Annotated in this window: 26 protein-coding genes; 15 read left to right on the forward strand and 11 right to left on the reverse strand. The window is 67.1% G+C overall.

The genetic code is table 11. The features are described from left to right. The first annotated feature begins 53 nt into the window (after positions 1–53). Positions 54–746, forward strand: a complete 693-nt coding sequence (locus C8C95_RS11180) for an ABC-type transport auxiliary lipoprotein family protein (protein ID WP_116748645.1) — start codon at positions 54–56, stop codon at positions 744–746. Positions 747–823: 77 nt separating this feature from the next. Here C8C95_RS11180 and C8C95_RS11185 read toward each other — a convergent pair whose 3' ends face one another. The 3 genes from C8C95_RS11185 to C8C95_RS11195 form a co-directional block, all read right to left on the reverse strand. Continuing rightward, on the reverse strand, positions 824–2,200 hold the full coding sequence (locus C8C95_RS11185; protein ID WP_116748646.1) for an NAD(P)/FAD-dependent oxidoreductase: 1,377 nt from the start codon (positions 2,198–2,200) through the stop codon (positions 824–826). Positions 2,201–2,287: 87 nt separating this feature from the next. Beyond that, the gene (locus C8C95_RS11190; protein ID WP_116748647.1) at positions 2,288–3,742 is read right to left on the reverse strand and encodes a DUF1501 domain-containing protein; all 1,455 of its coding nucleotides are present in this window, start codon (positions 3,740–3,742) and stop codon (positions 2,288–2,290) included. Positions 3,743–3,750: 8 nt separating this feature from the next. Beyond that, positions 3,751–5,643, reverse strand: coding sequence for a DUF1800 domain-containing protein (locus tag C8C95_RS11195; protein ID WP_116748648.1), 1,893 nt, complete (start codon positions 5,641–5,643; stop codon positions 3,751–3,753). A gap of 370 nt (positions 5,644–6,013) precedes the next feature. Here C8C95_RS11195 and C8C95_RS11200 point away from each other — a divergent pair, with 370 nt between their 5' ends. The 4 genes from C8C95_RS11200 to C8C95_RS11215 all read left to right on the forward strand — a co-directional run bounded on the left by C8C95_RS11200 (position 6,014) and on the right by C8C95_RS11215 (position 8,869). Continuing rightward, positions 6,014–6,232, forward strand: coding sequence for a CsbD family protein (locus tag C8C95_RS11200; RefSeq protein WP_015012165.1), 219 nt, complete (start codon positions 6,014–6,016; stop codon positions 6,230–6,232). A gap of 120 nt (positions 6,233–6,352) precedes the next feature. Next, positions 6,353–6,934, forward strand: coding sequence for a hypothetical protein (locus C8C95_RS11205; RefSeq protein ID WP_116748649.1), 582 nt, complete (start codon positions 6,353–6,355; stop codon positions 6,932–6,934). A gap of 167 nt (positions 6,935–7,101) precedes the next feature. Beyond that, entirely contained in the window at positions 7,102–7,638 is a 537-nt protein-coding gene (locus C8C95_RS11210) for a hemerythrin domain-containing protein (protein ID WP_116748650.1), read from the forward strand. Positions 7,639–7,822: 184 nt separating this feature from the next. Beyond that, positions 7,823–8,869: a sensor domain-containing diguanylate cyclase gene (locus tag C8C95_RS11215; protein ID WP_116748651.1), complete on the forward strand. Its 1,047-nt coding sequence runs from the start codon at positions 7,823–7,825 to the stop codon at positions 8,867–8,869. A 105-nt stretch (positions 8,870–8,974) separates the two neighbouring features. Here C8C95_RS11215 and C8C95_RS11220 read toward each other — a convergent pair whose 3' ends face one another. Both C8C95_RS11220 and creD read right to left on the reverse strand, forming a co-directional pair. Beyond that, on the reverse strand, positions 8,975–9,334 hold the full coding sequence (locus C8C95_RS11220; RefSeq protein WP_243415680.1) for a hypothetical protein: 360 nt from the start codon (positions 9,332–9,334) through the stop codon (positions 8,975–8,977). Next, on the reverse strand, positions 9,331–10,767 hold the full coding sequence (gene creD, locus C8C95_RS11225; RefSeq protein WP_116748652.1) for a cell envelope integrity protein CreD: 1,437 nt from the start codon (positions 10,765–10,767) through the stop codon (positions 9,331–9,333). Before creD ends, C8C95_RS11220 begins: the two co-directional genes overlap by 4 nt. Before the next feature lie 161 nt (positions 10,768–10,928). Here creD and C8C95_RS11230 point away from each other — a divergent pair, with 161 nt between their 5' ends. After that, positions 10,929–11,468: a hypothetical protein gene (locus tag C8C95_RS11230; RefSeq protein WP_116748653.1), complete on the forward strand. Its 540-nt coding sequence runs from the start codon at positions 10,929–10,931 to the stop codon at positions 11,466–11,468. Here the strand turns inward: C8C95_RS11230 and creC are convergent. From creC to C8C95_RS11250, 4 genes are all read right to left on the reverse strand, one after another. After that, positions 11,465–12,931: a two-component system sensor histidine kinase CreC gene (gene creC, locus C8C95_RS11235; RefSeq protein ID WP_116748654.1), complete on the reverse strand. Its 1,467-nt coding sequence runs from the start codon at positions 12,929–12,931 to the stop codon at positions 11,465–11,467. The genes C8C95_RS11230 and creC overlap by 4 nt on opposite strands. A 66-nt stretch (positions 12,932–12,997) precedes the next feature. Next, complete coding sequence (locus tag C8C95_RS11240; RefSeq protein WP_116748655.1) at positions 12,998–13,702, reverse strand: winged helix-turn-helix domain-containing protein; 705 nt, start codon at positions 13,700–13,702, stop codon at positions 12,998–13,000. Between the two features lie 6 nt (positions 13,703–13,708). Further along, the gene (locus C8C95_RS11245; RefSeq protein ID WP_055402029.1) at positions 13,709–14,344 is read right to left on the reverse strand and encodes a MarC family protein; all 636 of its coding nucleotides are present in this window, start codon (positions 14,342–14,344) and stop codon (positions 13,709–13,711) included. 176 nt (positions 14,345–14,520) lie between these two features. Next, entirely contained in the window at positions 14,521–15,267 is a 747-nt protein-coding gene (locus tag C8C95_RS11250; RefSeq protein ID WP_116748656.1) for an SDR family oxidoreductase, read from the reverse strand. Between the two features lie 122 nt (positions 15,268–15,389). On the opposite strand from C8C95_RS11250, the gene C8C95_RS11255 reads away from it, so the two are divergent. After that, a complete protein-coding gene (locus C8C95_RS11255) occupies positions 15,390–16,079 on the forward strand; it encodes a dienelactone hydrolase family protein (RefSeq protein WP_116748657.1) in 690 nt (229 codons plus the stop codon). Between the two features lie 106 nt (positions 16,080–16,185). Further along, positions 16,186–17,046, forward strand: a complete 861-nt coding sequence (locus C8C95_RS11260) for an amidohydrolase family protein (RefSeq protein WP_116748658.1) — start codon at positions 16,186–16,188, stop codon at positions 17,044–17,046. A 168-nt stretch (positions 17,047–17,214) separates the two neighbouring features. On the opposite strand, the gene C8C95_RS11265 is transcribed toward C8C95_RS11260, so the two are convergent. Then, positions 17,215–18,462: a magnesium transporter CorA family protein gene (locus tag C8C95_RS11265; protein ID WP_207780643.1), complete on the reverse strand. Its 1,248-nt coding sequence runs from the start codon at positions 18,460–18,462 to the stop codon at positions 17,215–17,217. A 60-nt stretch (positions 18,463–18,522) separates the two neighbouring features. Continuing rightward, on the reverse strand, positions 18,523–19,530 hold the full coding sequence (hemB, locus tag C8C95_RS11270) for a porphobilinogen synthase (protein ID WP_116750248.1): 1,008 nt from the start codon (positions 19,528–19,530) through the stop codon (positions 18,523–18,525). Positions 19,531–19,818: 288 nt separating this feature from the next. Between hemB and C8C95_RS11275 the strand changes: the two genes are divergently transcribed. The 7 genes from C8C95_RS11275 (at position 19,819) to rpsG (ending at position 25,132) form a co-directional block, all read left to right on the forward strand. Then, positions 19,819–20,256: a CopD family protein gene (locus tag C8C95_RS11275; RefSeq protein WP_116748660.1), complete on the forward strand. Its 438-nt coding sequence runs from the start codon at positions 19,819–19,821 to the stop codon at positions 20,254–20,256. Positions 20,257–20,274: 18 nt separating this feature from the next. Beyond that, positions 20,275–21,378, forward strand: coding sequence for a VanZ family protein (locus tag C8C95_RS11280; protein WP_116748661.1), 1,104 nt, complete (start codon positions 20,275–20,277; stop codon positions 21,376–21,378). A 98-nt stretch (positions 21,379–21,476) separates the two neighbouring features. Then, positions 21,477–21,836, forward strand: a complete 360-nt coding sequence (locus C8C95_RS11285; protein ID WP_015012182.1) for a ferredoxin — start codon at positions 21,477–21,479, stop codon at positions 21,834–21,836. Positions 21,837–21,923: 87 nt separating this feature from the next. Beyond that, complete coding sequence (locus tag C8C95_RS11290; RefSeq protein ID WP_056642991.1) at positions 21,924–22,574, forward strand: alpha/beta hydrolase; 651 nt, start codon at positions 21,924–21,926, stop codon at positions 22,572–22,574. Between the two features lie 97 nt (positions 22,575–22,671). Beyond that, positions 22,672–23,841, forward strand: a complete 1,170-nt coding sequence (locus C8C95_RS11295) for a D-alanyl-D-alanine carboxypeptidase family protein (protein ID WP_116748662.1) — start codon at positions 22,672–22,674, stop codon at positions 23,839–23,841. 264 nt (positions 23,842–24,105) lie between these two features. Next, entirely contained in the window at positions 24,106–24,483 is a 378-nt protein-coding gene (rpsL, locus tag C8C95_RS11300) for a 30S ribosomal protein S12 (RefSeq protein WP_015012185.1), read from the forward strand. Between the two features lie 175 nt (positions 24,484–24,658). Beyond that, entirely contained in the window at positions 24,659–25,132 is a 474-nt protein-coding gene (gene rpsG / locus C8C95_RS11305) for a 30S ribosomal protein S7 (RefSeq protein ID WP_005798541.1), read from the forward strand. The last annotated feature ends 25 nt before the right edge of the window (positions 25,133–25,157 follow it).

Below are 25,157 nucleotides of genomic sequence, written 5' to 3' on the forward strand. Positions count from 1 at the left end.
TGGACCCCCTCCCGCGCTGCATTGGTGGCGCAGGCCCTCTGTGAGGAGTGAACATGAATACTATTAAAAATGTAGCAACCAAGGCATATTCATCTAGCGCTACTGCGCTGTGGGGCTGTGGTTTGGCGGCGGTGCTGCTGCTCACGGGCTGCTCGGCCCTGCCAGCGCCTCCGGCCCGCCCCGTGCTGTATGACTTTGGCCCCGGCCCGCTGGCCACCGTGCCCACAGACCGCCGTGCGCCCCTGCCTCCGCTGGCGATGGCCGACATGGACGCCCCCGGCCTGCCCGAGGGGGGGAACGCCGTGCTGTACCGCCTCGCCTATGCCGACGCCCAGCAGCTGCGCCCCTACAGCCAGGCCCGCTGGAGCCAGCCGCCTGCACAGCTGCTGCAGCAGCGCCTGCGCGAGCAACTGGGCCAGCGCCGCGCCGTGCTCAAGGCCGACGACGGCGCCGCCCAGGCTCGCGAGCCCGCCCAGGGCAACAAGTTGCCCCTGGTGCTGCGCACCGAGCTGGAGGAGTTCAGCCACCTGTTCACCAGTCCCAGCGACAGCGCCGGGGTGGTGCGCCTGCGCGCCACGGTGGTCGAGCTGACCCCGGCGGGCGAATCGCTGCGCGGCCAGCGCGTGTTCATCGTGCAGAAGCCCGCCAAGTCGGCCGATGCGGCGGGCGGCGTGGCCGCTCTGGCAGCGGCGTCGGGCCAGCTGGCCAGTGAGCTGGCGGCGTGGGTGGAGCAGGTGGGGCAGTAACGCAACAGGTCTTTGTGGCAAGAGCCTGCAGGCAAGGCGCTGGCTTTGGCTGTTGCGCCACGCAGCGCGCGTGGCCGTCAGGTGCCCGGCGGTGCCGGGGACGGGGGCGCGGTCTCATGGCGTTCAATGCCCGTCACCACCCGCGCATAACGCGCAAAGCTCCAGTACGCCCAGGCCCAGTCCAGCAGCACCACCAGCCGGTTGCGAAAGCCGATCAGGAAGTACACGTGCGCAAACAGCCAGAACAGCCACGCAAAGTAGCCTGAGAACCGCACTGGCCCGGCGGGCGAGGTGAGGTCCACCACGGCGGAGTTGCGGCCGATGGTGGCCAGGTTGCCGTAGTCGCGGTAGCGAAACGGCTGGGTGGGCTGGTCTGCCAGGCGGCGCAGGATGTTGGCCGCCGTGGCGCGGCCCATCTGCTTGGCGCCGGGCGACACGCCGGGCACGGGCGTGGGTTCATGGCCGGCCACGTGGCTCTTGGCGGCCGCCAGGTCGCCGATCACGCTGATCTCGGGGTGGCCCGGCAGCGTCAGGTCGGGCTCCACCACCACGCGGCCCGCGCGGTCGGTGCTGGCACCGGTGGCATCCGCCAGGTGGCGGCCCAGGGGTGACGCAGCCACGCCAGCGGCCCATACAATGCACTTGCTATTTATTTGGTAGCTGTTTGCGCTTGATGTACTAGAGCTTGCAGGCGATTCGACCTTCAAGCCATCGCTATCGATGGCGGTGACGCGGGCGCCCAGGCGAACGTCCACGCCCAGCTTTTCCAGTTGTTCCTTGGCGCGCTGGCTCAGGGCCTCGGGCATGGCCTGCAGCACGCGTGCACCGCCTTCGAGCAGGATGATCTTCGCGCTCGCGGGGTCGATGTGGCGGAACTCGCCAGGCAGCGTGTGGCGCGCAATCTCTGCCAGCGTGCCGGCCATCTCCACGCCCGTGGGGCCTGCGCCCACGACCACAAAGTTGAGCCAGTCCGCGCGGCGTGCGGGGTCGGGTTCCTTCTCGGCCGCCTCGAACGCCAGCAGGACGCGGCGGCGGATCTCGAACGCGTCGTCCAGCGTCTTGAGCCCGGGCGCGTAGGCCGCCCACTCGTCGCGGCCAAAGTAGCTGTGCGTGGCGCCGGCGGCCACGATGAGGTGGTCATACGGCAGCGTGGCGCCGTCTGCCAGATGCACGGACTGCTGGCCCACGTCGATGCGGATGACCTCGCCCAGCAAGGTGGTCACATTGCGCTGCTGCCGGAACAGGTGCCGAATGGGCGCCGCAATGGCCGGGGCCGACAGCCCGGCCGTGGCCACCTGGTAGAGCAGGGGCTGGAAGAGGTGGTGGTTGGTCTTGTCCACCAGGGTCACATCCACCGCCGCGCCTTGGAGGGCCCGGGCGGCTTCAAGGCCGCCGAACCCGCAACCGATGATGACCACGCGGGGGCGAAGCGGGGAAGCAGAGGGAGTCGTCATGCTGCCATTATTGGGGAGCCGTGGAGGCCCCAGGCCCTTGCCGTGGTCGCGACCTGCAGGCCCCCGGGTCACGGGGGCTCCATCGAGTTACAGGAACCCCAGGTCCACCGGGTAGTCCGGCCGCCCCGCCGCTGCGCCAAAGTGCGTGATGTTGGGCAGCACTCCCGCCATTTCGTTGTCGGCCACGCCAAACCACTTGGCCAGGGTGGCGGCGTACTGGTCCACCGAGGTGGACGGCAGCAGGCGGCCCTGGCCCACGTGCCACTGGTCTTCGGGGGCAGCCGTGTTGGTGATGCTGACCGGCGGCGCGCTGCCATAGAAGGCCTTGCCTTTGACGGCGCCGCCGACCACCAGGTGATGGCTGCCCCAGCCGTGGTCCGAGCCATCGCCGTTGGAGCTGAGCGTGCGGCCAAAGTCGGAGGCGGTGAACGCCGTGACTTTGTCGGCCACGCCCAACTCCACCGTGGCGTTGTAGAACGCGGTCATGGCCTCGCTCACGCGCTGCATCAGCACCGGCTGTTGCGCGATGAGGTTGTCGTGCAGGTCAAACCCCCCCAGCGACACCAGGAACACCTGGCGTTTGCTGCCCAGGCTGGTGCGTGCGCCAATGAGGCGCGCCACCATCTTGAGCTGGTTGGCCAGGGAGTTGTTGTTGGGGAAGGTGGTAGCCAGCGTCACGCCCGCGATCCCGTTGGTGATCTGGCTTTCGGCCGTCACGGCGCGGGTGGTCACGCGGTTGTATTCGTTCTCCAGCGTTTGCGTGCGTGGCTGCTGGATGAGCGACGCGAGCGCACTCTGCACCGCTGAAGAACCGTACACCCGGTTCTTCACACCGTTGATGGCCACTGCCCCATTGGTGCTGACCTGGTACTGCAGGGCCGAGTCGCCCGACAGGAACACCGCATTGCCCGTGACCGAGATGCAGGTGAACAGCGAATTGCCGTTGGAGGACAGCGCCAGGTCGCCAATGTTGCCGCCCCAGCCCACGGTGGAGCCCTCGGGCGAGGATGACTGCCACACCGACTGCTGGTCGTTGTGCGAGAACAGCTTGGGCGGCACGGGGTAGGTGGCGCGGTCGGCACTGTTGTACTGCGCGCGGGTTAGCGGCACCACCAGCGGGCCCACGTTGAGCTGCACGGCCGCCTTGCCGCTGTTGAACAGGCCAGCCAGCCCTGTCATGGCCGGGTGCAGCGCGTACTGGCGGCCGCCAGGCAGCGGCGTGGTGGGTGTCAGCAGCGTCGGGGTGAGGGCTGCTTTGGCCAGCGCGATGCCGCCGGCCGTCTGGCCTGCGCCACCGCCCCGGATGGTGTTGTAGCGGTTGTAGCTGTCATCGTCGTAGGTGACCACGGTGTTGGCGTAGTCGTTGCCGCCGTACAGGAACACGCAGACCAGCGCCTTGTAGTCGGTGGCGTTGAAGGCCGCCGCCTCGCCCATGGCAGCCAGGTTGAGCGCAAAGGGCAGGGCCGTGCCAGCAAGGCCCAGCTGGGTGGAGCGGCGCAGAAACGCGCGGCGGGTGTGGAGTTCGGGTTGAAGCAGGTGCATGGCAGGGCTTACTTTTGAACGAGGTATTCGGCCGAAGCCATGACCAGGAAGACGGCGGCCGCCACGCGGTCGAGCTTGACAGCGTCGGTGCTGGCGGCGGTGACGGGCGTTGCCTTCAGCGCGTCCGCAATGAGCTTGACGGTGGCTGCGGACAGCTGGCCTGCGCACATCAGCAGGTTGATGCGTGCGACCAGTGCGTCCGCATCCGCCACGATGGCCAGCTCGTTGGCGTAGCTGGCCTTGATGTCGTACCCGTTGTTGGAACTACTGGCATTGTTGGGCAGCTCCGGGGCATTCACAAAGATGCCGTTGCGGATTACGCCCTGCATGTAGTTGAGGTAGCCCCCCACGCTGCTCTCGTTGACCAGCTGGAACTCGGGGGCCACGGCGCCCGCTGCCGCCAGGGCCGTGGATGGTGGAACGTAGCCTGGGCGGAAGAAGTTGAACACCGAGGGCGAACGCAGCGGGCTCTGGCCCAGGCGGGAGCCGGGGTCGCTCAGGTCGCCGATCTTCCAGCTGCCCTGCACCGAGTTGATGCCAAAGGTGCGGCCCCACTGCACAAAGCGCAACATGGGCTCGCGCAGCTTGCCAAAGCCGGGCTGGGTCAGCCCGGTGGGCGAGCGTGCCTCGTCGTCCAGCAAGATGGCCTTGACCACTGCGCGCAGGTCACCCCGCACGCCGGCGCCGTTGTTGTTGAAGGCCGCAGCCACGCGCGCCACGTAGGCGGGTGACGGGTTGCTGGTGACCAGCCGCTGGATGAGCTGCTTGCCAATAAAGGGCCCAACGTTGGGGTGGTTGAACAAGGTGTCCAGCGCGGTCTTGAGTGCTGCGGCGCCGGGCGTGTTGGCGGGCACGGTGGTGCCCAGGAAGGTGGCGGCCAGCGTGGAGTGGCGCGATGCATTGAGCGCCATGGGCAGCCGCGCAAAGGTGGTGTTGGAGACCACCCGTGTGGTGCCTGGCACGGTGGTGGGTACGTTCTGCGTCTGGTCGTAGTCGTAGCCCGTGAACACGCGCGCCAGATTGGTCACGTCGTTCATGGTGTAGCTGTCAATGGGCTTGCCGGCGCCGTCTTTCTTGGGGGTTCCGTCCAGGTTCAACTCGACCAGCCCGATGGACATGAGCTGCATGACCTCGCGGGCATAGTTTTCGTCGGGCTGGCGGCCCGTGGCGGCGTTTTCCTTCTGGTTGCCACGGGTGTTGAGGTAGTAGCCCATGGCCGCGTTCAGCGTCACGTTCTCCAGCACCGAGCGGTAGTTGCCGAAGGCGTTGTTCACCAGCTGGTCCCAGTACCAGGCCATGGCATGGCAGCGCCAGGTGATGTCCACGCCGCTGAGCGAGACCACGCAGATCTCGGACAGCGCCTGCGCCACCCGTTTGCGCAGTCCGTCCGGCGACTTCATGAGCTGGTACCAGATCATGTAGTCGGCGGGGTAGGAGTTGTCGTAGTAGGCCGTGTCGTTGCTGATGTCTGCGTAGCCGCGCTGGTTCAGCCAGTCCCAACCGCCCTGGCTGGGGCCCGCATTGAACTGGCTCTCCAGCCAGTCTGCATAGGTAGTGGCGCGCAGGGCGGCGATTTCGGCGGTCGATGCCGAGAACTGGGCCTGCAGCAGAAAGCGGGCGGCCTCGTTGTCCGACGTGGCTGAAGGGTGTGCGTAGTTGCCCAGGGACGGGGTGGTGGGTGCGGGTGTGCCTGGGGTGCCGGGGGTGCCGGGGGTGCCCGTACCCGGCGTGCTGTCGCCCCCGCCCCCGCCACAGGCGGCCAAGGCAGTGGACGCGAACAGCGCCGTCAGCAGGGGCGCATGGGCCCGGCTGCTGGCGGCTGTTGATTCGGTGGGAAGGGGCTGGCCCTCAGGTGCCTCTGCAACCGCAGTTGTCAGAGTCTCCTCATATGGATGTGTCATGGTGGTCGTGGTCAAAAGTCTGCCGCTGGCAGCACAGCCGTGACTAAATCACACGCCGCCCCCGCCTGGAAACACAAGTGTTACCAAGCGAAACACGCCTCTGCAATGCCTGCCGCACCCAGGGTCTGAATGATGGGCCCTTGCAACACTTTGTACCTTGCGGGGGCGGTGTTGGGCCTTCGCCAGAGGGCCAGAGCCGCTGCATCGGCGATGTCCGTCACGCCCGTAGTCCTGTGCTGACGCGTGCTGCGTGGCGCGGACTACGGCGCCAGCGCCAGATCATTTTTACAGTGAACTCCATCGCATCACGCAAAGGTTCCACGCACTTCGAGTGGATGGCTGAAGCGAAATTCGCACAAGGAGTCACACCATGAATGAAGACACCATCAAGGGCAACTGGAAGCAGTTCAAGGGCAAGATGATCGAACAGTGGGGCAAGCTCACCAACGACGATTTCGATGTCATCGACGGCAAGCGCGAACAGTTCCTGGGCAAGCTGCAAGAGCGCCAGGGCATCGCCCGCGACGCGGCTGAAAAGCAGCTCAAGGAATGGCAAGACCGCCACCCCGACTTCCGCTTCAACGACTGATAGCGCAAACAGCGCGACCGCGCTGCGGGGTCTTCGCCCCGCGCCCGGCCAGGCCACCCCTGGCATACCGCCCCCACAAGATTCACACCCATTGCATTCAATTTCATCGAGGAGAAAACCATGACATTCCAACGCACCCTGATCGCCGCCTGCGCAGCCGGTCTGATGGCGACCACCGCTTTTGCCATGACCCCTGCGGAACACAAGGCCGCCAAGGAAAGCATCTCGGCAGACTACAAGATGAACAAGGAAAAGTGCGATGCCCTCAAGGCCAACGCCAAGGACATCTGCATGAAGGAAGCCAAGGGCGCGGAAGACGTGGCCAAGGCCGAGCTCGAAGCCCAGTACAAGCCCAGCGCCAAGGCCAGCCAGAAGGTAGCTGAAGCCCGTGCCGACGCCGCCTACGCTGTCGCCAAGGAAAAGTGCGACGACCTGACCGGCAACGCCAAGGACGTGTGCGTGAAGGATGCCAAGGCCGAACATGTGAAGGCCAAGGAAAACGCCAAGGTGGCCGCCGCCCAGGCCAAGCCTGCAGACACAGCGGCCGAGAAGGCCGCCAACGTGGCAGAGGCGCGCAAGGACGCCACCGCCGAGAAGAATGAAGCCAACTACAAGGCTGCCAAGGAGCGCTGCGACACGATGACTGGCGACCTCAAGTCCAAGTGTGTGGACGACGCCAAGCGCATGTACGGCCAGAGCTGATGGGGCGGGCGCTGAGCGCCCAAATCCCTTGCACTACCAGGCCCTGCCCGCCGCGCGCGGTGCAGGGCCTGGCTGCGTATGGCGTAGCCATGACCTGCATCAACACCCGGCCGGGCCGGGGCTTCTAAGCTCGCACCTTCGTTTGATCTGCCCGCCCAAGGAGTCCCATGGCCCACCTCGAATGGTCTGATGCGTTGAACCTCGACCTGCCCCTGATGGATGACACCCACCGGGAGTTTGTCGACTTGCTGGCCGCCGTGGACCAGGCCAGCGACGCGGAGCTGCTGCCCCGCTGGCGCACGCTGGTGGAGCACACAGAGCAGCATTTCGGCCAGGAAGACGACTGGATGGCTTCTACCCGCTTTGCCTCGGGCAACTGCCACAGCATGCAGCACAAGGTGGTGCTGCAGGTGATGCGGGAAGGCACGGCCCGTGCCGAGCAGGGCGACCTGAAGGTGCTGCGCGTGATGGCCAGCGAACTGGCGCTGTGGTTTCCGCAGCACGCGCAGAGCATGGATGCCTCGCTGGCGCTGCACCTGCGCCGCGTGGGCTTTGACCCCGCCACGGGCGTGGTGCACGCTCCCACAGCGCTGCCCGAGGCATTGATCCACGGATGCGGTGGCGCCACTTGCTCAGACTCCGGCGCGCCCGGTTCCGACGAGCCCGCTACCCAGCGTGATGCCGCACCTGCCTTGGCAGCCTGACCCCCATATATTGACGGACTGCCCGCTGCAGTGGGCACACCGAACGCTGCACCAGAGCATCAAGGTAAGCGTTCCGCCGGACGAAGTCATGGGGCAATCGGGCTAACACCCATGCAGCTGTGCAGCTTGTATGGCATGCTGCCCCATCTCAAGGCAAATGGGGGCGGCGCGGCCGCTTCGCGTCATGGCCGACACCACCCCTTCTGACGACCCCTGCGACGACACCGACCGCCTGCAAGCCCTGCAGCGCTACGGCATTCTTGACACCCCCATGGAGCCCGCTTACGACGAGCTGGCCGACCTGGCGGGTTACATCTGCGAAGCCCCCGTGGCCCTGATCAGCCTGCTGGACAACCAGCGCCAGTGGTTCAAGGCCGCGCGCGGGTTTGCACTGCGCGAGACCCCGCTCAACCAGTCGGTGTGCCGCTACGCCATCCGGCAGTCCGGCGTCTTCATCGTGCCGGACCTGGCACAAGACCCGCGTTTTGCGCATTACGCCATCGTCACGCAAAAGAACCCGCTGCGCTTTTACGCCGGGGCGCCCCTGGTCACACCCGACGGTTTTGTGCTGGGCACGCTGTGCGTGCTGGACCACCGGCCGCGCGAGCTGTCTGCCAAGGTGCAGGACCTGCTCAGTGCCCTGGCGCGCCAGGTGATCCGGCTGCTGGAACTCAAGCGCGCCAACGACCGCCAGGGGCAGATGCTGGTGGAGCTGGAGGCGGCCCGCCACCAGATGGACGTGTTGGCCCACACCGATGTGCTGACTGGCTTGGCCAACCGCCGCTCGTTCACCGACCGCCTGCGCCAGGAATGGGCGCTGCTGCAGCGGGGCAACGAGCCGGCCTGCCTGCTGATGATGGACCTGGACCACTTCAAACGCGTGAACGACGTGTACGGCCACCATGTGGGCGACCAGGCCCTGCAGCTGTTTGCCACCCTCTGCCGCGACGTCTTCCGGGCGGCCGATGTGCTGGGGCGCTGGGGGGGCGAGGAGTTTCTGGCCCTGTTGCCCGCCACCGGGCTCGACCAGGCACAGGTGGTGGCCGAGCGTGTGCATGCGGCGCTGGCCGCCCACCCGCTGCCCGGCATCGAGCCGGCGCTGGTGCTGTCGGTCAGCATGGGGCTCACCCTGTTCGACCCGCTGCGCCCGCTGGACATCACACTGCGCCTGCTGGACTCTGCGCTCTATACCGCCAAGCGCGAGGGGCGCAGCCGCACCGTGGTAGTGTAGATGCTCTGTTTTAGATAGCTGCCAGCGCATATTGCACTAGCGCTACCACCCGTTCTCACTAAAAAATTGTGCCCCAGGGGCCTGCGCACGGCCCCCGGGACACCTTCAGAACTCCGGCCGGCGCGGCAACAGCAAGGCCGCTGTGCGCCACGCCAGGTCGCGCAGCGCCCGGCGCAGGGCGGGCGAATCTGCAGCGCCGCTTGCAGGCCCTCCGTGGCTGTGGTCCGCCTCGGCACGGTGGGGGCAAAAGGCTGCGTCCAGCACCTGCTGCTTGGCGCAGTGCAAGGCCAGCCGGTCCTGCGACCGCAGCGCCGCCATCAACTGGTCGCGGTGGCGCTGCACGCGGGCCGCTTCGGCGGCGGTCAGCGCAGGGCCCCTTGCGGGGCCGGTGCTGGCGGGCGGCGTCAGTGCCTGGGCCTGCGCCAGGTACTGGGCCCAGCGGGTGGTCTGCGTGGCGGCGTTCATGCGGCCTCCGCGCGCGGGGCTGCGGGGCGCTGCATGGGCGGCATGGTGGGGCGCGGGGGCGTGCCGCCTTGCGACAGGCCGTACCAGTTCACCTTGCGCGTCAGCACCATCACCGCTGCCAGCACCAGGAAGAGCGCAATCGCACCCACCACCAGCGCTGTCTGCTCGAGCTGCAGCAGCACGTACAGCAGGCCATACAGCAGCGCAATGCCCGCCCCCAGTGGCACACCGCGCGTGAGCCCGCCCAGCATGTGGCTGGCGTAATAGGCCAGCAGCAGCACACACGCGCTCGCGGCCACCGCGTACGAAATGCCAAACGGCAGGTGCTCCGACAGGCTCACCAGCAGCAGGAAGAAGCTGCACAACGCGCTGCCCACCAGCAGGTACTGCACCGGGTGCACGCGCAGCTTTTTCATCAGCTCGAACAGGCCCACGGCTACGAAGGTAAGAGCGATGAACAGCACGCCGTACTTGGTCGCGCGGTCCGACAGGGAATAGGGATTCACCGGGTCGATGAAGGCCACGCTGAAGCTGTCGGCGCAGTCGCCCGGCGTGGCCCCGCTGTGTGCATAGTCGCTGCCCTCATCCGCGCCCAGGCAGATGCGCTTGCCGTTCGCAATGTCGGCCTGCGCCGTGGTGGCCAGCGACGACAGGCGCCACTGGGCCGAAAAGCCGGTCTTCTTGACCTCGCGTTCTGATGGCAGAAAGCGCCCGGCAAACGACGGGTGGGGCCAGCTGCTGGTCATCAGCACCTCGGTGTTGCCGCCCAGCGGCACGATGGCCAGGCGCTCGGTGCCCACCAGTTCCAGGTCCAGCGTGGCGGTCAGGCCATCGGCCTTGCCGCGCACCGATTCGGGCAGCACCGCGTGCAGGCCCCGGCTGTAGGTGGGGTGGAAGGTGCCGGGCTTGAGGGCCAGCGCCTGGCTGCCCATGGTGAACTGCGCGGTGCGGATGCCACGCGCGTCGCCCACGGCCATCATCACAATGGGCGCGCCGCAGTGCATGCGCGAATTCTTCATGCTGCTCTGCGGCAGCAGGCTGGCCAGCGAACCCCATTGCGCCGTCACGTTGGCCTTGAGGTTGTAGGTGTTCACCTTGTGCAGCCCGCGTGCGCGTTCCTCCATCGCGGCGCCGGTGGTGAGCTTGAGCTGCTCGGGCATGGCGGTCAGGATGAACTCACGGCGCCTTTCGACCATGCGGCGCTCCTCGCCCTTGCCGACTTCTTCATCCCAGCTTTCCAAGCAGGCGCTGTGGATCATGGGGCCCATCAGCGTCTGCGGCCCGGCCAGGCTCTCGGCCACGCTCTGCGCGGTGATGCTGCGGTAGCGCAGCCGGTCGCGCACCACGTCTTCGATCAGGCCCAGGCCAAAGAGCAGCAACACGGTGATGGCGGTCAGCGCCGCCAGTTTGGTGAACAAGGGGTGTTTGAACAAAAGATCCTCCACAAGTGACTGTTGTGGAGGCAGTGTTGTGGTGCGCTGTGAGGGCGCTATGAAGTTTGTGAGGCCAGTGTGAAGTGGCGGGGGTGACGTGCGAAGTGCGAAGTGGGGCGCTGGCAGAATCGACCGCCTGTGTCATCCGCCTGGGGAGTGCCATGCGAAAAACAGCGTCCCGCTTCATGCCCTCGGTGGCTGTCCGCCCGCCATTGCGCTGGCCGGCGCGCTGTGTTCTGGTCGTGATGGCGGTGGCCTTCGTGGCCGTGTTCCGGACGCACCCCGTGGCGGTGAGCGGCTCGCTCCTGGCGCTCGGCAGTCTGGTGGCCATCCTGAGCCGGCGCGAGGCCCTGCGCCTGGCCCGCATGGCGCAAAGCCGGGCGGGCGAGTCTATCTGCCAGTTCGCCCGCTCCATTGACTGCCGCCGTGTGGACACCTGGGTGGTGCGCGCGGTGTACGAGGAACTGCAGCGCAGCTTGTCTGTAGCGATGGCAGTGCCCTTGCGCGTGACCGATCACCTGCAGCGTGACCTGCGCCTCGATGCTGACGATCTGGACGACTTGGTCGTAGACATGGCCCAGCGGTCCCGCCGCAGCCTGGTCGACACATCGGCCAACCCCCTGTTCGGCAAAGTGACCACGGTGGGCGACCTGGTTGAATTTCTCCAGGCCCAGCCCTGCCTCCCGAACAGCGCCGTCTAGGCTCGGCGGAACTCCAGCTCCACCCGGAGCCCTGGCGCCGTGTTGCGCGCCACCATCTGCCCGCCGTGCAGCGCCATCACGCGCCGCACAATCGCCAGCCCCAGGCCCGATCCGCTGCGCTCGCCGCCCGGCCGTGCGGTGGTGAAAAAGCGCTCGCCCAGGCGCGGCAGTGCGTAGTCGGGCACGCCGGGGCCGCTGTCCTGCACGGCCACTGTGGCGCCGTCCAGCTCCACCCGCACCGTGCTGCCTGCGGGTGCAAAGTCGATCGCGTTGTCCAGCAGGTTGGTCAGCGCCAGCGTCACCAGTTCGGCCTCCCACGGGCCGCTGGTGCCGTGCCCTTGCAATGCCAGCGTGATGCCGCGCTGCCCCGCGCGGGCGCGGGTCTGGGCAATGGCGGCCTCGGCGCAGTCGTGCAGCGCCACGGGCGCGCGGCCTTCGGCGTGCTGGCGCTGCTCCAGCTTGGACAGCTCCAGCAGCCGGTCGATGATGCGCTGCAGGCGTTCGCTTTGCTGCACCACCTGGGTCGCAAACTCGGCGCGGTCGGCGGCGGGCAGCTCGTCCTGCAGCAGCTCGCCCGCGCCCCGGATGGCGGCCACGGGGCTTTTGAGTTCGTGCGTGAGCGCGCGCACATAGCCCTCGATGTAGTCGCGCCCCTCCAGCCGCGCGCGCATGCGGTCCATGGCGCGGGCCAGGTCGCCCAGCTCGCCGGGCACCTCGGGCACAGCCAGGGCCGTGGGGGGCGGAAGGTTCGGGTCGTGGCGTTCGCCATCGGCCGGGCCCTGCACGCTCAGTGCGTAGTCGCGCAGGCGGCGCACGTTCCACACCATCCACAGCGTCACCGCCACGCCCACGGCGGCCGAGAGCGCCAGCAGTAACAGCCCGCCCATGAACACCTTGCGCTCGGCCCGGTCGATAAAGCGCTGCACCGTGCGCGTGGGCTTGGCCACGGTGAGCACACCCGCGATCTGGCTTTTGACGTAGATGGGCGCGGCCACATGCATCACGCCGCTGGTGTCGTCATCTTCCACATCGCGCGTAGAGCGCGCGCCGTACTCGCCGCGCAGCGTGCGGGCTACATCGCGCCACTGCGAATAATCGGCACCGATGGCACGGTTTTCCGAGTCGAACAGCACGCGCCCGGTGGTGTCGGTCACATAGATGCGGTAGTCAAGCGACTGCTTGGAAAAGCCCCAGATCGCCGCATCGATGGGCCGCGTGGCATAGCGCCGCACATGCTGCGCAAACGGGCTGGTGCTGCTGTTGTTGGCCTGTGCCGCCAGCCGCCCTGCGGCCAGGTCCTCGCTGGCCAGCTCGGCCAGGATGTTGGCCGTGTCCACCATCATGTCTTCCATCACTTCGCGCACGCTGGGCTTGATCTCGGCCATGAACACGCGCAGCACAAAGAACGCGGCGATACCGTTGATGAGGAAGAAGGCGAACAGCAGGCGGATGCCGAGGCGCATGGTGCGTTACTTCAAAAACAATAGCTGTCAGCGCTTTTCGGATGGGCGCTGGCAGGCAATTTGGCTTCAGATGTCCAGGCAGTAACCCATGCCCCGGTGGGTACTGATGTACTCGCGCGCCGGGTCCAGCTCGCGCAGCTTGGCGCGCAGGGTCTTGATGTGGGTGTCCACCGTGCGGTCGGTGCTTTCGCTGTCGTCGCCCCAGGCGGCGGCCAGCAGGGCGTCGCGCGAGTGGATGCGGCCTGCGCCGCGCAGCAGGTGGGCCAGCAGGCGGTACTCGCGCCGGGTCAGCGGCAGGGCCTGGCCGCGCAGGCTGATGCGCTGACCCGTCTCGTCGTCGTGGAACAGTGCGGCGGCCGTGGCGGCGGGCGCTGCCGGGTGGCTGTTGCCATTGCCGTGACCCGCGCGGCGCAACAGAGCCTTCACGCGCGCAGCCAGTTCGCGCGGGCTGAAGGGTTTGGTGAGGTAGTCGTCGGCACCCAGCTCCAGGCCCAGCACGCGGTCGATTTCTTCGCCGTGGGCGCTGAGCATCAGTACGGGCAGGGCGGCGGTGGGCGCGGTGTTGCGCACATCGCGCAGCAGGTCCAGGCCGCTGCCGTCGGGCAGGCCCACGTCCAGCACCAGCAGGTCAAACCGTGCGCTCTGCAGCTGCTGGCGCGCGTCGTGCACCAGCAGGCTGTGCGTGACGGTCAGGCCATCGCGCTCCAGCGCATAGGCCACGGTGCGGGCGATGGCGGGGTCGTCTTCGAGCAGCAGCAGGCGGGCGGACATGGAGGGTCAGCGTGCGACGAGGATGGGGAACAGCTTGCCCAGCCCGTCGGCCATCACCTCCACGGCCAGCGCGGCCAGGATCAGGCCCATCAACCGGGTCATCACATTGATGCCGGTTTTGCCCAGCACGCGCGCAATGGGGTCGGCCAGCGCAAAGCACACGGCCGTGGCCAGCGCGATGACCACGCCGTAGCCCACCAGCGCGGCGTGCTGCCAGAAGGTCTGGGCGCGGTCGGCATAAATCACCACGGTGGACATGCTGGCCGGGCCGGTGAGCAGCGGGATGGTGAGCGGCACCACGGCAATGCTGCTGCCGGCGGCGGCCTTTTCGGCGCCTTCTTCGTATTCGTTGGTGCTGGGCTTGGCCTCGGCGGGCTGGGCGTTGAGCATGTTCATCGCGCTGATGAGCAGCAGCATGCCGCCGCCCACCTGGAAGCTCTGCAGCGAGATGTTGAAGAAGTCGAGGATCTGCAGGCCCAGCAGCGCACAGGCTGCAATCACGCAGAACACGCTGAAGCTGGCCACCTGGATGGTGCGGCGCCGCTGCGGGTACGAGAAGCCCTGCGTGTAGTGGATGAAGAACGGCACGATGGCCAGCGGGTTCACGATGGCCAGCAGGGTGATCAGGGGTTTGAGGTCCATCAGGGCGCTCCCAAGGGCAAGTGGGCAGGGTGGTTCTTCGGGGGGCTCAGGCCAACGGCAGATGAGGGTGGTGCAGCCCGGGCTGTGCGCGAGTATGCGGTGTTTTCTGCACCGTTTGGCGGCCAAGCATGCTGCATTGCAGCGTGCCTGCCACGGGTGGCTCCGGGCCTTCTCTCCTAGCGCCCGCCCGACACATCCATCAAGGTGGCGGTGGTGTAGCTCGCTGCAGGGGACATCAGCCAGACGATGGCCTCGGCCACCTCGTCGGCCGTGCCGCCGCGCTGCATGGGCACCTGGTGCGAGAGGTCGCGCACCCGGTCGGGCAGGCCGCCGCTGGCGTGGATGTCGGTCTCGATCAGGCCCGGACGCACGGCGTTCACACGGATGCCCTCGGCCGCCACCTCGCGCGCCAGGCCGATGGTGAAGGTGTCGATGGCGCCCTTGGCCGCCGCGTAGTCCACGTACTGGTGGGCCGAGCCCAGGCGCGAGGCGGCGCTGGACACATTGACGATGGCACCGCCGCTGGCGCCGTGGCGCGTGCTCATGCGCCGCACGGCTTCGCGGGCGCAGACGATGCTGCCGATCACGTTGGTGTCGAACATGCGGCGCAGGCGCTCGGTGCTCATTGCGTCCACCCGGGCGGTCACGTCCACCACCCCGGCGTTGTTGACCAGGGCGCTGATGCGGCCCAGCTGCGTGTCCACCGCCTGGAACATGGCCAGGATGTCGGCCTCGTTCGCCACGTCACCCTGCACGGTGATGGCGGTGCCGCCGTTTGCCCGAATGTCATCGACCACGCTCTGCGCAGCGGCCTCGTTGGCGAGGTAGTTGACGGCCACGGCCCAGCCATGTTTTGCGGCCAGCCGTGCGGTGGCGGCGCCAATGCCCCGGCTGGCGCCAGTGATTAGTGCGATCTTCTCCATGGGGTGGGGTCTCCTGCAAGAATGGCGCATTGGAACAGGTTCTGCCCCCCGCAGCGCAGCGCCCGCACCCATAGCGCGGACCCTCTGCGCACCATACGTACCAAATCCAAGGAGCATTCAGCATGGGACAGTTTGTCGATCTGACGTCGAGTGACGGTTTTGTGGCACCCGCCTGGGTCGCCAGGCCCGAGGGCACGCCCCGTGGCGCTGTGGTGGTGCTGCAAGAAATTTTTGGCGTGAACTCGCACATCCGTTCGGTGGCCGACCGCTACGCCGCCAGCGGCTACCTGGCCGTGGCGCCATCCACCTTTCACCGCGTCAAGCAAGGGGTGGAGCTGGGCTACACCGGTGACGACATGCAGGCCGGCATGGGCCTGAAGGCCGCAGTCGAGGCCCTGCCTGCGCCGGGCGTGCTGCCCGACATCCAGGCCGCCATCGACTACGCCGCGCAGCAAAGCGGCGCCAAGGTGGGCATCGTGGGCTACTGCTGGGGCGGCCTGCTGACCTGGCGCTCGGCCTGCCTGCTGCAGGGCCTGTCGGCCGCCGTGCCGTACTACGGCGGTGGCGTGACCACGCCGGAAGAAGTGGCCCGCACGCCCAAGGTGCCGGTGCTGGCCCACTTTGGCGAGCGCGACCACTGGATTACGCTTGATAGCGTGCAGGCCTTCGGCAAGGCCCACCCAGAGGTCGAAGTGCATGTGTACGCCGCCGACCACGGCTTCAACTGCGACCAGCGCGGCAGCTATGACGAGGCCGCCGCCAACACGGCGCGCGAGCGCACCTTGGCCTTCTTTGCCAAGCACCTGGGCTGAGACAGCGACAGCACGGCGACACGGTAGCGAACAACCAACGGGGGTGGTCATGGCGGATTTCAGGCAATTTCGGCCTCAAGCGATAGTCCGTCATGCGCTGACAGCTATGAGTTTGATAGCGCTATGCACCACCACCCACGCGGCCGACTACACCGGCCCCCTGTTCGACGCCCACCTGCACTACAACGAAGAAGCGTGGGACGGCCGCTCAGGCCCGCACCCACCCGCCGATGTGCTGGCGCGCATGAAGGCCAGTGGCGTGCGCGCCATCGTGGCCAACTCGCGGCCCAATGCCGGGTCGCTCACCCTTGCGGGCCTGCCGCAGACCCGCGAGGCCGGCGTGACGGTGGTGCCGTTTGTGCGGCTGTACCGCAACCGCGCCGACTACACCGGCTGGTTTGCCGACGACACCATCTACGACATGGTGCAGACCGAGCTGGCCCGGGGCACGCCCGTCGGCCCGTACCGGGGCCTGGGCGAATTCCACCTGTACGACAGCGCCAACGCCAACGGCCCCGTGGCCAAAAAGCTCATGGCCCTGGCCGAGCAGAGGGACCTGGTGGTGCTGGCCCATGTGGACGACACCGCCATCGACCTGCTGATGGCCAACACCCCATCCCAAGGCCAGAAGGCCCGGCTGATCTGGGCCCACACCGGCATTGGCGGCGCGCCGGTGGAGCGGGTGGACGCCCTGATGGCGCGCTACCCGGGCCTGGTGGGCGAGCTCTCGTACCGCCCCGGCCTGGTGTGCGACGACAACCAGCTATGCCCCGCCTGGCGCGCGCTGCTGCTCAAGTACCCCACGCGCTTCGTGATCGGCTCGGACACCTGGGTCAACCAGCGCTGGCAGCACTACGAAGGCCTGATGCAGGGCTACCGCCAGTGGCTGGGCGGCCTGCCCGCCGATGTGGCGCGCAAGGTGGCGTGGGACAACGCGGCGGGGTTGTTTGGGGTGGCCCGGCCATAAGGCACTGGAACGCATGACCCTTCCTGTTTTTGGGTGACGCACGCTGATACGGGCGCTGACCCAAGCCAGGGATGCCAAGCAAGGGCCGCCCCGCAGCGAGGGCATCGTCCCCCTTCCCGGCGAAGCCGAGAGAAGGGGGAAGGCCCGAAGGGCCTCAGGGGGATGTTCCTATCTTGTCCTCGCCAGATACCGCTTGCGCCAGAACAGCAGCACCAGCGACACCGCGATGAACACCATCGACCCCATGGCCCACCAGAAGCCGTCGGCCTTGTGCACCAGTGGAATGAACTCGAAGTTCATTCCGAAAATGCCCGCGATCAGGTTCAGCGGCAAAAACACGGCCGTGAGCGCCGTGAGGGTGCGCATGATGTCGTTGGTGCGGTTGCTCTGCACCGAAAAGTGCATCTGCACGGCGGTTTCGGTGCTCTGCTCCAGGCGCCGCACGTGGTGCACCACGCGCTCGATGTGCTCCAGCACGTCGCGGCTGCGCACCTTGAGCAGGTCCAGCTCGCGCAGGCCCGCCGGGGTGTCGGGCAGGGCCCAGGTTTCCAGCGCGTCGATCCAGTCCTGCACGGCGGTGCGCTGGTCTTCGCAGATCTCGTCGAGCATGTGCAGCGACAGGCGCGCTTCGAGCAGCGAGGTCCAGTTCACGTACCGCGCGCGGGGCTTGAGCAGTTCGGTCTGCCAGTGGTCCAGCTGGCGGGTGAGTTCGCGGCGCAGGTCCAGGTAGCCGTCCACCATCTGGTTGACCACGCGCAGCATCAGGTCGGCCGGGCTGGTGGGCAGGCGCGAGCCCGAGATGGGGCTGCTGCGGCCTTCGCCCATGCCGGGGCCCGCGTGGGCGTTGCCGTGGGCGGCAGCATGGCTGGCGGTGGCGTTGGTTCCATTGCTATTGCCATTGCCATTTGCCGGGGTGGCCGCCAGCAGCCGCGTCGCGTAGGCATCGCGCACCGCGCAGTCGGTGGGGTGCACGGTCAGCAGCAGCTGGTCGAACACCGCAAACCCCACGGGGCTGGTGTCGATGCGCCGCAGCACGGGCGGGCCGCTGCGCTTGACCGGGGCGTTGGGGTTGTTGTCAGGCTCGGCGGCAACGGCCGGTGTGGCGGGGGCAGCAGGCCCGGGCTGCCCGGCCTGCGCCGCATCGCCCTGCACCGTGGCCAGGCGGCGGAACACCAGCAGGTCGTACTGCGAGGTGTAGTCGTAGTGCGAGGGCAGCTGGGCGTTGAGCAGGTCGGACACATGCAGGTCCACCAGCTGCAGCCCGATCAGCGCCTGCAAGCGGCCCTGGATCTCGGCGAGCCGCGCCTGAAAGGCCGGACGGGCGCAGGCGATCCAGAGGAAACCCTGCGCCGGCATCTGGGCGGGCAGGGCTGTCAGCTCCTGCACGCCGCTGCTGTGGATGTGAAAGATGCGCATGGACACCGTGGTTTCAGTCAAAAGCGCCGGTAGCGCTAGTGGAATATACGCTGACAGCTATTATTTTTGTAGCTTGCGTGCCGCGTCGCGCGCAAAGTAGGTCAACACGCCGTCGGCGCCTGCGCGCTTGAAGGCCAGCAGGCTTTCCATCATCACGGCGTCGTGGTCCAGCCAGCCGTTGGCGGCAGCGGCCTTGATCATGGCGTACTCGCCGCTCACCTGGTAGGCAAAGGTGGGCACGTGGAACTCGTCCTTCACGCGGCGCACGATGTCCAGGTAGGGCATGCCGGGCTTGACCATCACCATGTCGGCACCTTCGGCGATGTCGATGGCCACTTCGCGCAGGGCCTCGTCGCTGTTGCCGGGGTCCATCTGGTACACGTTCTTGTCGGCCTTGCCCAGGGCGCCGCGCGTGCCCACCGCGTCGCGGAACGGGCCGTAGAAGGCGCTGGCGTATTTGGCGCTGTAGGCCATGATGCGGGTGTGGATGTGGCCCTGCACCTCCAGCGCCTCGCGGATCGCACCGATGCGCCCGTCCATCATGTCGCTGGGGGCGACGATGTCCACGCCCGCCTCGGCATGCGTGAGCGCCTGGCCAGTGAGGATCTCCACCGTCTCGTCGTTGATGATGTAGCCGGTCTCGTCCAGCACGCCGTCCTGGCCGTGGCTGGTGTAAGGGTCCAGCGCCACGTCGGTCATCACGCCCAGGTCGGGAAACTCCTTCTTCAGCGCCCGCACCACGCGCGGGATCAGGCCGTCGGGGTTCAGGGCTTCCTTGCCGTCCGGCGTCTTGAGCGACGGGTCAATCGCCGGGAACAGCGCCAGCACCGGGATGCCCAGCTTCACGCAGTCTTCGGCCACGGGCAGCAACAGGTCCAGGCTCAGGCGGTCCACGCCGGGCATGGAGGTCACGGCCTCGCTGCGGTTCGTGCCCTCGTGCACGAACACGGGGTAGATCAGGTCGTCGGCGGTGACTACGTTCTCGCGCACCAGGCGGCGGGTGAAGGCATCGCGGCGCAGGCGGCGGGGGCGGTTCTGGGGGAATGGGGCAGGGCTTTGGAGGTGCATCATCGGATTATGAATCCCTCCCTGTGGCGCCTTGCACCTGTTCGCGCCCCGGTGGCAGGGGGACGGGCGGTGGTGGTTGGCGCTTCGGGCGCGCTGTGGAAAAGCCGCTTGTAACCGCCCATGCCCAGTGCTAGATTGGTGCCGGGCGGCTTGCCGCCCCCCGCTTTTCCTCCCTGAGCGGGACCTGGGCTGCAGCGATGCGGCACAGGCTTTCCCGGCCCGGCGGATCTGCCGGGCTTTTTTTTGGGGTTGGCCCGTCAGAGTGGCGTAGGCCCGTAAACTGCCCCCATGCTCTGGGTCAAAGCCTTTCACATCGTTTTCGTGGCCAGCTGGTTTGCGGGCCTGTTCTATTTGCCGCGCATCTTCGTCAACCTGGCGATGGTGGCGCCCGGCTCGGCCGCCGAGCGCGACCGCCTGCTGCTCATGGCGCGCAAGCTGCTGCGCTTTACCACCCTGCTGGCCGTGCCCGCCATTGCGCTGGGGCTATGGCTGTGGCTGGGCTACGGCATTGGCCGGGGCCCGGCGTCAGAGGGTAATGGCTGGATGCACGCCAAGCTGGCCGTGGTGGTGCTGGTCATCGGCTACCACCACGCGTGCAGCGTGCTGCTGCGCAAGCTGGCCGACGGCACCAGCCGCCGCAGCCATGTCTGGTTCCGCTGGTTCAACGAAGCGCCGGTGCTGTTGCTGCTGGTGGCCGTGGTGCTGGTGGTGGTCAAACCCTTCTGACGGAGACGCAGAGGGCGCATGCACAAAACCTCTGCCTGGCCGCTCGCGCTGACGTACACGGCGCTGATCGTTTTTGCCAGCCTGTTCCCGTTTGACGGGTGGCGCGAACAGGGCATCGACCCCCTGGTCTTTTTGTTTGCGCGGATCCCCCCGCCGTACTGGACGGGGTTTGACGTGGTGACCAACCTGGTGGGCTACGCGCCCCTGGGCTTCCTGCTGGTGCTGGGCCTGTTGCGATCGGGCTGGCGGCATGTGCTGTGGGCGGTGGCGCTGGCCACGCTGGCGGGCACGCTGCTGTCGCTGTGCATGGAGTTTCTGCAGATCTACCTGCCCCGGCGCGTGCCCTCCAACCTGGACCTGGCGCTCAACGCACTGGGCACGCTGGCCGGTGCGCTGAGCGCCGCACTGCTGGAGCGGCTGGGGGCGCTGGACCGCTGGAGCGACTTCAGGGCGCGCTGGTTCGTGTCCGACGCGACCGGCGGCATGGTGCTGCTGGCGCTGTGGCCGCTGGCGCTGCTGTTTCCGGCGGCGGTACCTTTTGGCCTGGGCCAGGTGCTGGAGCGGCTGGAGGCCGCACTCATCGACCTGCTGGCCGATACGCCGTTCCTGGAATGGCTGCCCCTGCGCGAGACCGAGCTGGACCCGCTGTCGCCCAGCGGCGAGCTGCTGTGCGTCACCCTGGGGTTGCTGATTCCCTGCCTGCTGGGGTATTGCGTGATCCGCCAGATGGGGCGGCGCGCCCTGTTTGCGCTGGCGGTGGTGGGGGTGGGCATTGTGCTGACCGCGCTGTCGGCAGCGCTGAGCTGGGGCCCCGTGCACGCCTGGGAGTGGATGGACCTGCCCGTGCGCGTGGGCGTGTGGGCGGCGCTGGCGTTGGCCCTGCTGATGCTGGCCCTGCCGCGCCGGGCCTGCGCTGCCGTGCTGCTGCTGGCGCTGACCTGGCACCTGGCGCTGCTGAACCAGGCGCCCACCAGTGCCTACTTTGCCCAGACGCTGCAGATCTGGGAGCAGGGCCGTTTCATCCGCTTTTATGGTCTGGGACAGTGGCTGGGCTGGCTGTGGCCCTACCTGACGCTGCTGTATGTGGTGTTTCGGGTGTCCCGGCGAGAAGGCGGGGCCTGAGTCGCAGGGCGATGGCCTCCGGCTTTCTGTGTGGCAGGACAGGGGCTTGGGGCGTGGCCTCGCCCGCTGGGAGAGGCAGGGGTCCTTAAAATGCAGGGATGAGCGACACCCCTTCCGCACCGGCCGCAGCGCCCGGTTATTACCAGCGCCACATCTTCTTCTGCCTCAACGAGCGCACCAACGGGGAAGACAGCTGCGCGCACCACAACGCACAGGCGGGTTTTGACCGCTGCAAGGCCCAGGTCAAGGCCGCCGGGCTGGCGGGTGCCGGCAAGGTGCGTGTGAACAAGGCCGGTTGCCTGGACCGCTGCGCGGGTGGCCCCGTGGCGGTGGTCTACCCCGAGGGCACCTGGTACACCTATGTGGATGCGGCGGACATCGATGAAATCGTCGAATCGCACCTCAAGAACGGCCAGGTGGTGGAGCGTCTGGTCACGCCAGCGGAACTTGGCCGCTGAGCGCGGCTCCATCCCTGTCTTGGAACGATTTTGGCAGCAGGCGCTAGTGGATCATGCCCCTGCTGCTATTGATTGAGTAGCAAATCCGTGAATGCCCAGACCGAACGCCTGACCCTGTCCGGCCCCGCAGGCGCCATCGAGGCCGTGCGCGACAGCGCCACCCTGGCCGATGGCGCGGCGCCCCGTGGCGTCGCCATCATCGCCCACCCGCATCCGCTGTTTGGCGGCACCATGGACAACAAGGTGGTGCAGACCCTGGCGCGCGCGTTTGTGCAGTGTGGCTGGACGGCGGTGCGCTTCAACTTCCGCGGCGTGGGCGCCACGGCCGGCGTGTACGACGAAGGCCGGGGCGAGTTGCAGGACCTGCTGGCGGTGGTGGAGCAGGTGGCTCCCGCCGCCGAGGGGCAACCCCTGGCGCTGGCGGGGTTTTCTTTCGGTGCGTTTGTCACCAGCCATGCGCTGGAGGCACTGTGGCCCACGCAGCGCGTGGAGAAGGCCGTGCTGGTCGGCACGGCCGCCAGCCGCTTCACGGTGGCCCCGGTGCCGCCCGATGCCCACCTGCGCACGCTGGTCGTGCACGGCGAGCAGGACGACACCGTGCCGCTGTCCGCCGTGATGGACTGGGCCCGGCCCCAGATACTGCCTGTCACAGTCGTCCCCGCGGGGGGGCATTTCTTTCACGGACAATTGCCGCTTCTGAAGAACCTGGTGGTCCGCCACCTGCAATCGGGCGCCTGAGGGGCGCCGCCCGGACCGGCTCCGGCCGTCCGTCGTCTTCCCTCTCCCGCCCACTCTCCCACCCTTTTTTCGAGCCTCTCCAGCCCCATCCTGCCCCATGAAACGAATCCTGTCTGCGTTGCGATCCCTGGCCGTCTTTGCTGCGGTGGCCCCGGCTGCCTTTGGCGCCCTGGCCCAGGCGCCCCAGCCCCCCGAAATCGCCGCGCGCACCTACCTGCTGGTGGATGTCACCGCCAACCAGGTGCTGGCCGCCAAGGACATCGACGCGCCGGTGGAGCAGGCCTCGCTCACCAAGCTCATGACGGGCTACCTGGTGTTTGATGCGCTGCGCTCCAAGAAGATCACGCTGGACCAGAAGCTGCCCGTGAGCGTGCGCGCCTGGAAGATGCCCGGCTCGCGCATGTTCATCGACCCCAAGATGCAGGTCCCCGTGGAAGACCTCATCAAGGGCATGATCGTGCAGTCCGGCAACGACGCCACCATGGCCCTGGCCGAAGGCGTGGGCGGCACGGCTGAGAACTTCGTCAAGCTCATGAACGACCAGGCGCAGGCGCTGGGCATGAAGGGCACGAGCTACAAGAACCCCGAAGGCCTGACCGAGCCCGGCCACACCACCACGGCGCGCGACCTCTCCGTGCTGGCCATGCGGCTGATGAAGGACTTCCCGGAGTACATGCACTATTACTCCACCAAGCAGTACAGCTACCCGGGTACTCCGGCATCGAACGGCAGCAACCGCAATTCGCTGCTGTTCCGCGATCCCACGGTCGATGGCCTAAAGACCGGCCACACCGCTGCGGCGGGCTACTGCCTGGTGGCCACGTCCAAGCGTGAATTCCCCGGCGTGGGCCAGCGCCGCCTGCTGTCCATCGTGCTGGGTGCCGCGAGCGAAAACGCGCGCGCGAACGAAAGCCAGAAGCTGCTGAACTGGGGTTACACCGCGTTCGAGGCGGTCAAGTTGTTTGACGCAGGCAAGCCGGTGGCGACCCCTGCCGTCTGGAAGGGCAAGGACAGCGTGCTGAAGATCGGCCGCGAGGAGGCCATCGTGGTCGCCGTGCCCGCCGGCAGCGCTGGCAAGGTCACCACCCAGATCGCCCGCCCCGACCCGTTGGTGGCGCCTTACACCAAGGGTCAGGCCATTGGCACCCTCAAGGTCATGCTGGGCGACCAGTCCATCGGCGAAGTGCCCCTGGTGGCGCTGGAGGCGGTGGAGCAGGCCGGCATCCTGGGCCGTGCCTGGGATGCCATCCGCCTCTGGATCAAGTGACGCTGCGTTGCAGAAGGTGGCGAACCACTTCTGAAACCATAGCTGGCTGCGCAGGTCCGGCATATGCCGGGCCTGTTTTTCGCTCCTTTTGCAGCCAGTTCCTGTCAGATCACCGGGATGGCTGCAGGTGCCAGAAACTGCTGCAAGCCGCAGTGGGCTTGCCTTTCAGGGGGCATCCTGCTACATTAGAAGGCTTTTCGGAATTTCCGAAGGGATTCACGTTTTCGCTTTCACGAAGCAAATTCACGTTTAGGGACGTATTTCATGCCAACCATTAATCAACTGGTCCGTCAGGGGCGCGAGGTCGAAAAGACCAAGTCCAAGAGCCCTGCGATGGAAAACTCTCCACAGCGCCGTGGCGTGTGCACCCGTGTGTACACCACGACGCCTAAGAAGCCTAACTCCGCTCTGCGTAAGGTCGCCAAGGTGCGCCTGACCAACGGTTTTGAGGTGATCTCCTACATCGGCGGTGAAGGCCACAACCTGCAGGAACACAGCGTGGTGCTGGTTCGCGGCGGTCGTGTGAAGGACTTGCCCGGTGTGCGTTACCACATCGTGCGTGGTTCGCTGGACTTGCAAGGCGTGAAAGACCGCAAGCAAGCCCGCTCCAAGTACGGCGCGAAGAAGCCAAAGGCCAAGTAAGCCCTGGCCCTTTCGGTCTGAAGAATTTTCGGTGCTGTTTTTCCGCGTGGCGCGGAGGTGCAGCGTAGTGACCCCAAACGCAGGTGTTCTGCGCGGGTCGAGTAAGTGGGAGTCCAGAGATTGGCTCTCGCGGTGTCTGAAAAGATGCCAACTGAAGCAAAGATAGAGGTAAAAAATGCCACGTCGTCGCGAAGTCCCCAAACGTGAAATCCTGCCGGATCCCAAGTTCGGCAATGTAGAGCTGTCCAAATTCATGAACGTGATCATGGAAGGCGGCAAGAAGGCAGTTGCAGAACGCATCATTTACGGCGCCCTGGAACTGATCGAGAAGAAGCACCCCGATAAGGACCCTCTGGAAGCCTTCACCGTTGCCATCAACAACGTGAAGCCCATGGTGGAAGTGAAGTCCCGCCGCGTGGGCGGTGCCAACTACCAGGTGCCCGTGGAAGTGCGCCCTGTCCGTCGTCTGGCCCTGTCCATGCGCTGGATCAAGGAAGCCGCTCGCAAGCGCGGTGAAAAGTCGATGGCCCAACGCCTGGCCAACGAACTGCTGGAAGCCACCGAAGGCCGTGGCGGCGCCATGAAGAAGCGTGACGAAGTGCACCGTATGGCCGAAGCCAACAAGGCATTCAGCCACTTCCGCTTCTAAAACGCGGATTTGCCCTGATATAGGC

Origin of the sequence: Acidovorax sp. 99 (genome assembly GCF_003096455.1) — a bacterium.
Lineage (GTDB): Bacteria > Pseudomonadota > Gammaproteobacteria > Burkholderiales > Burkholderiaceae_C > Acidovorax > Acidovorax delafieldii.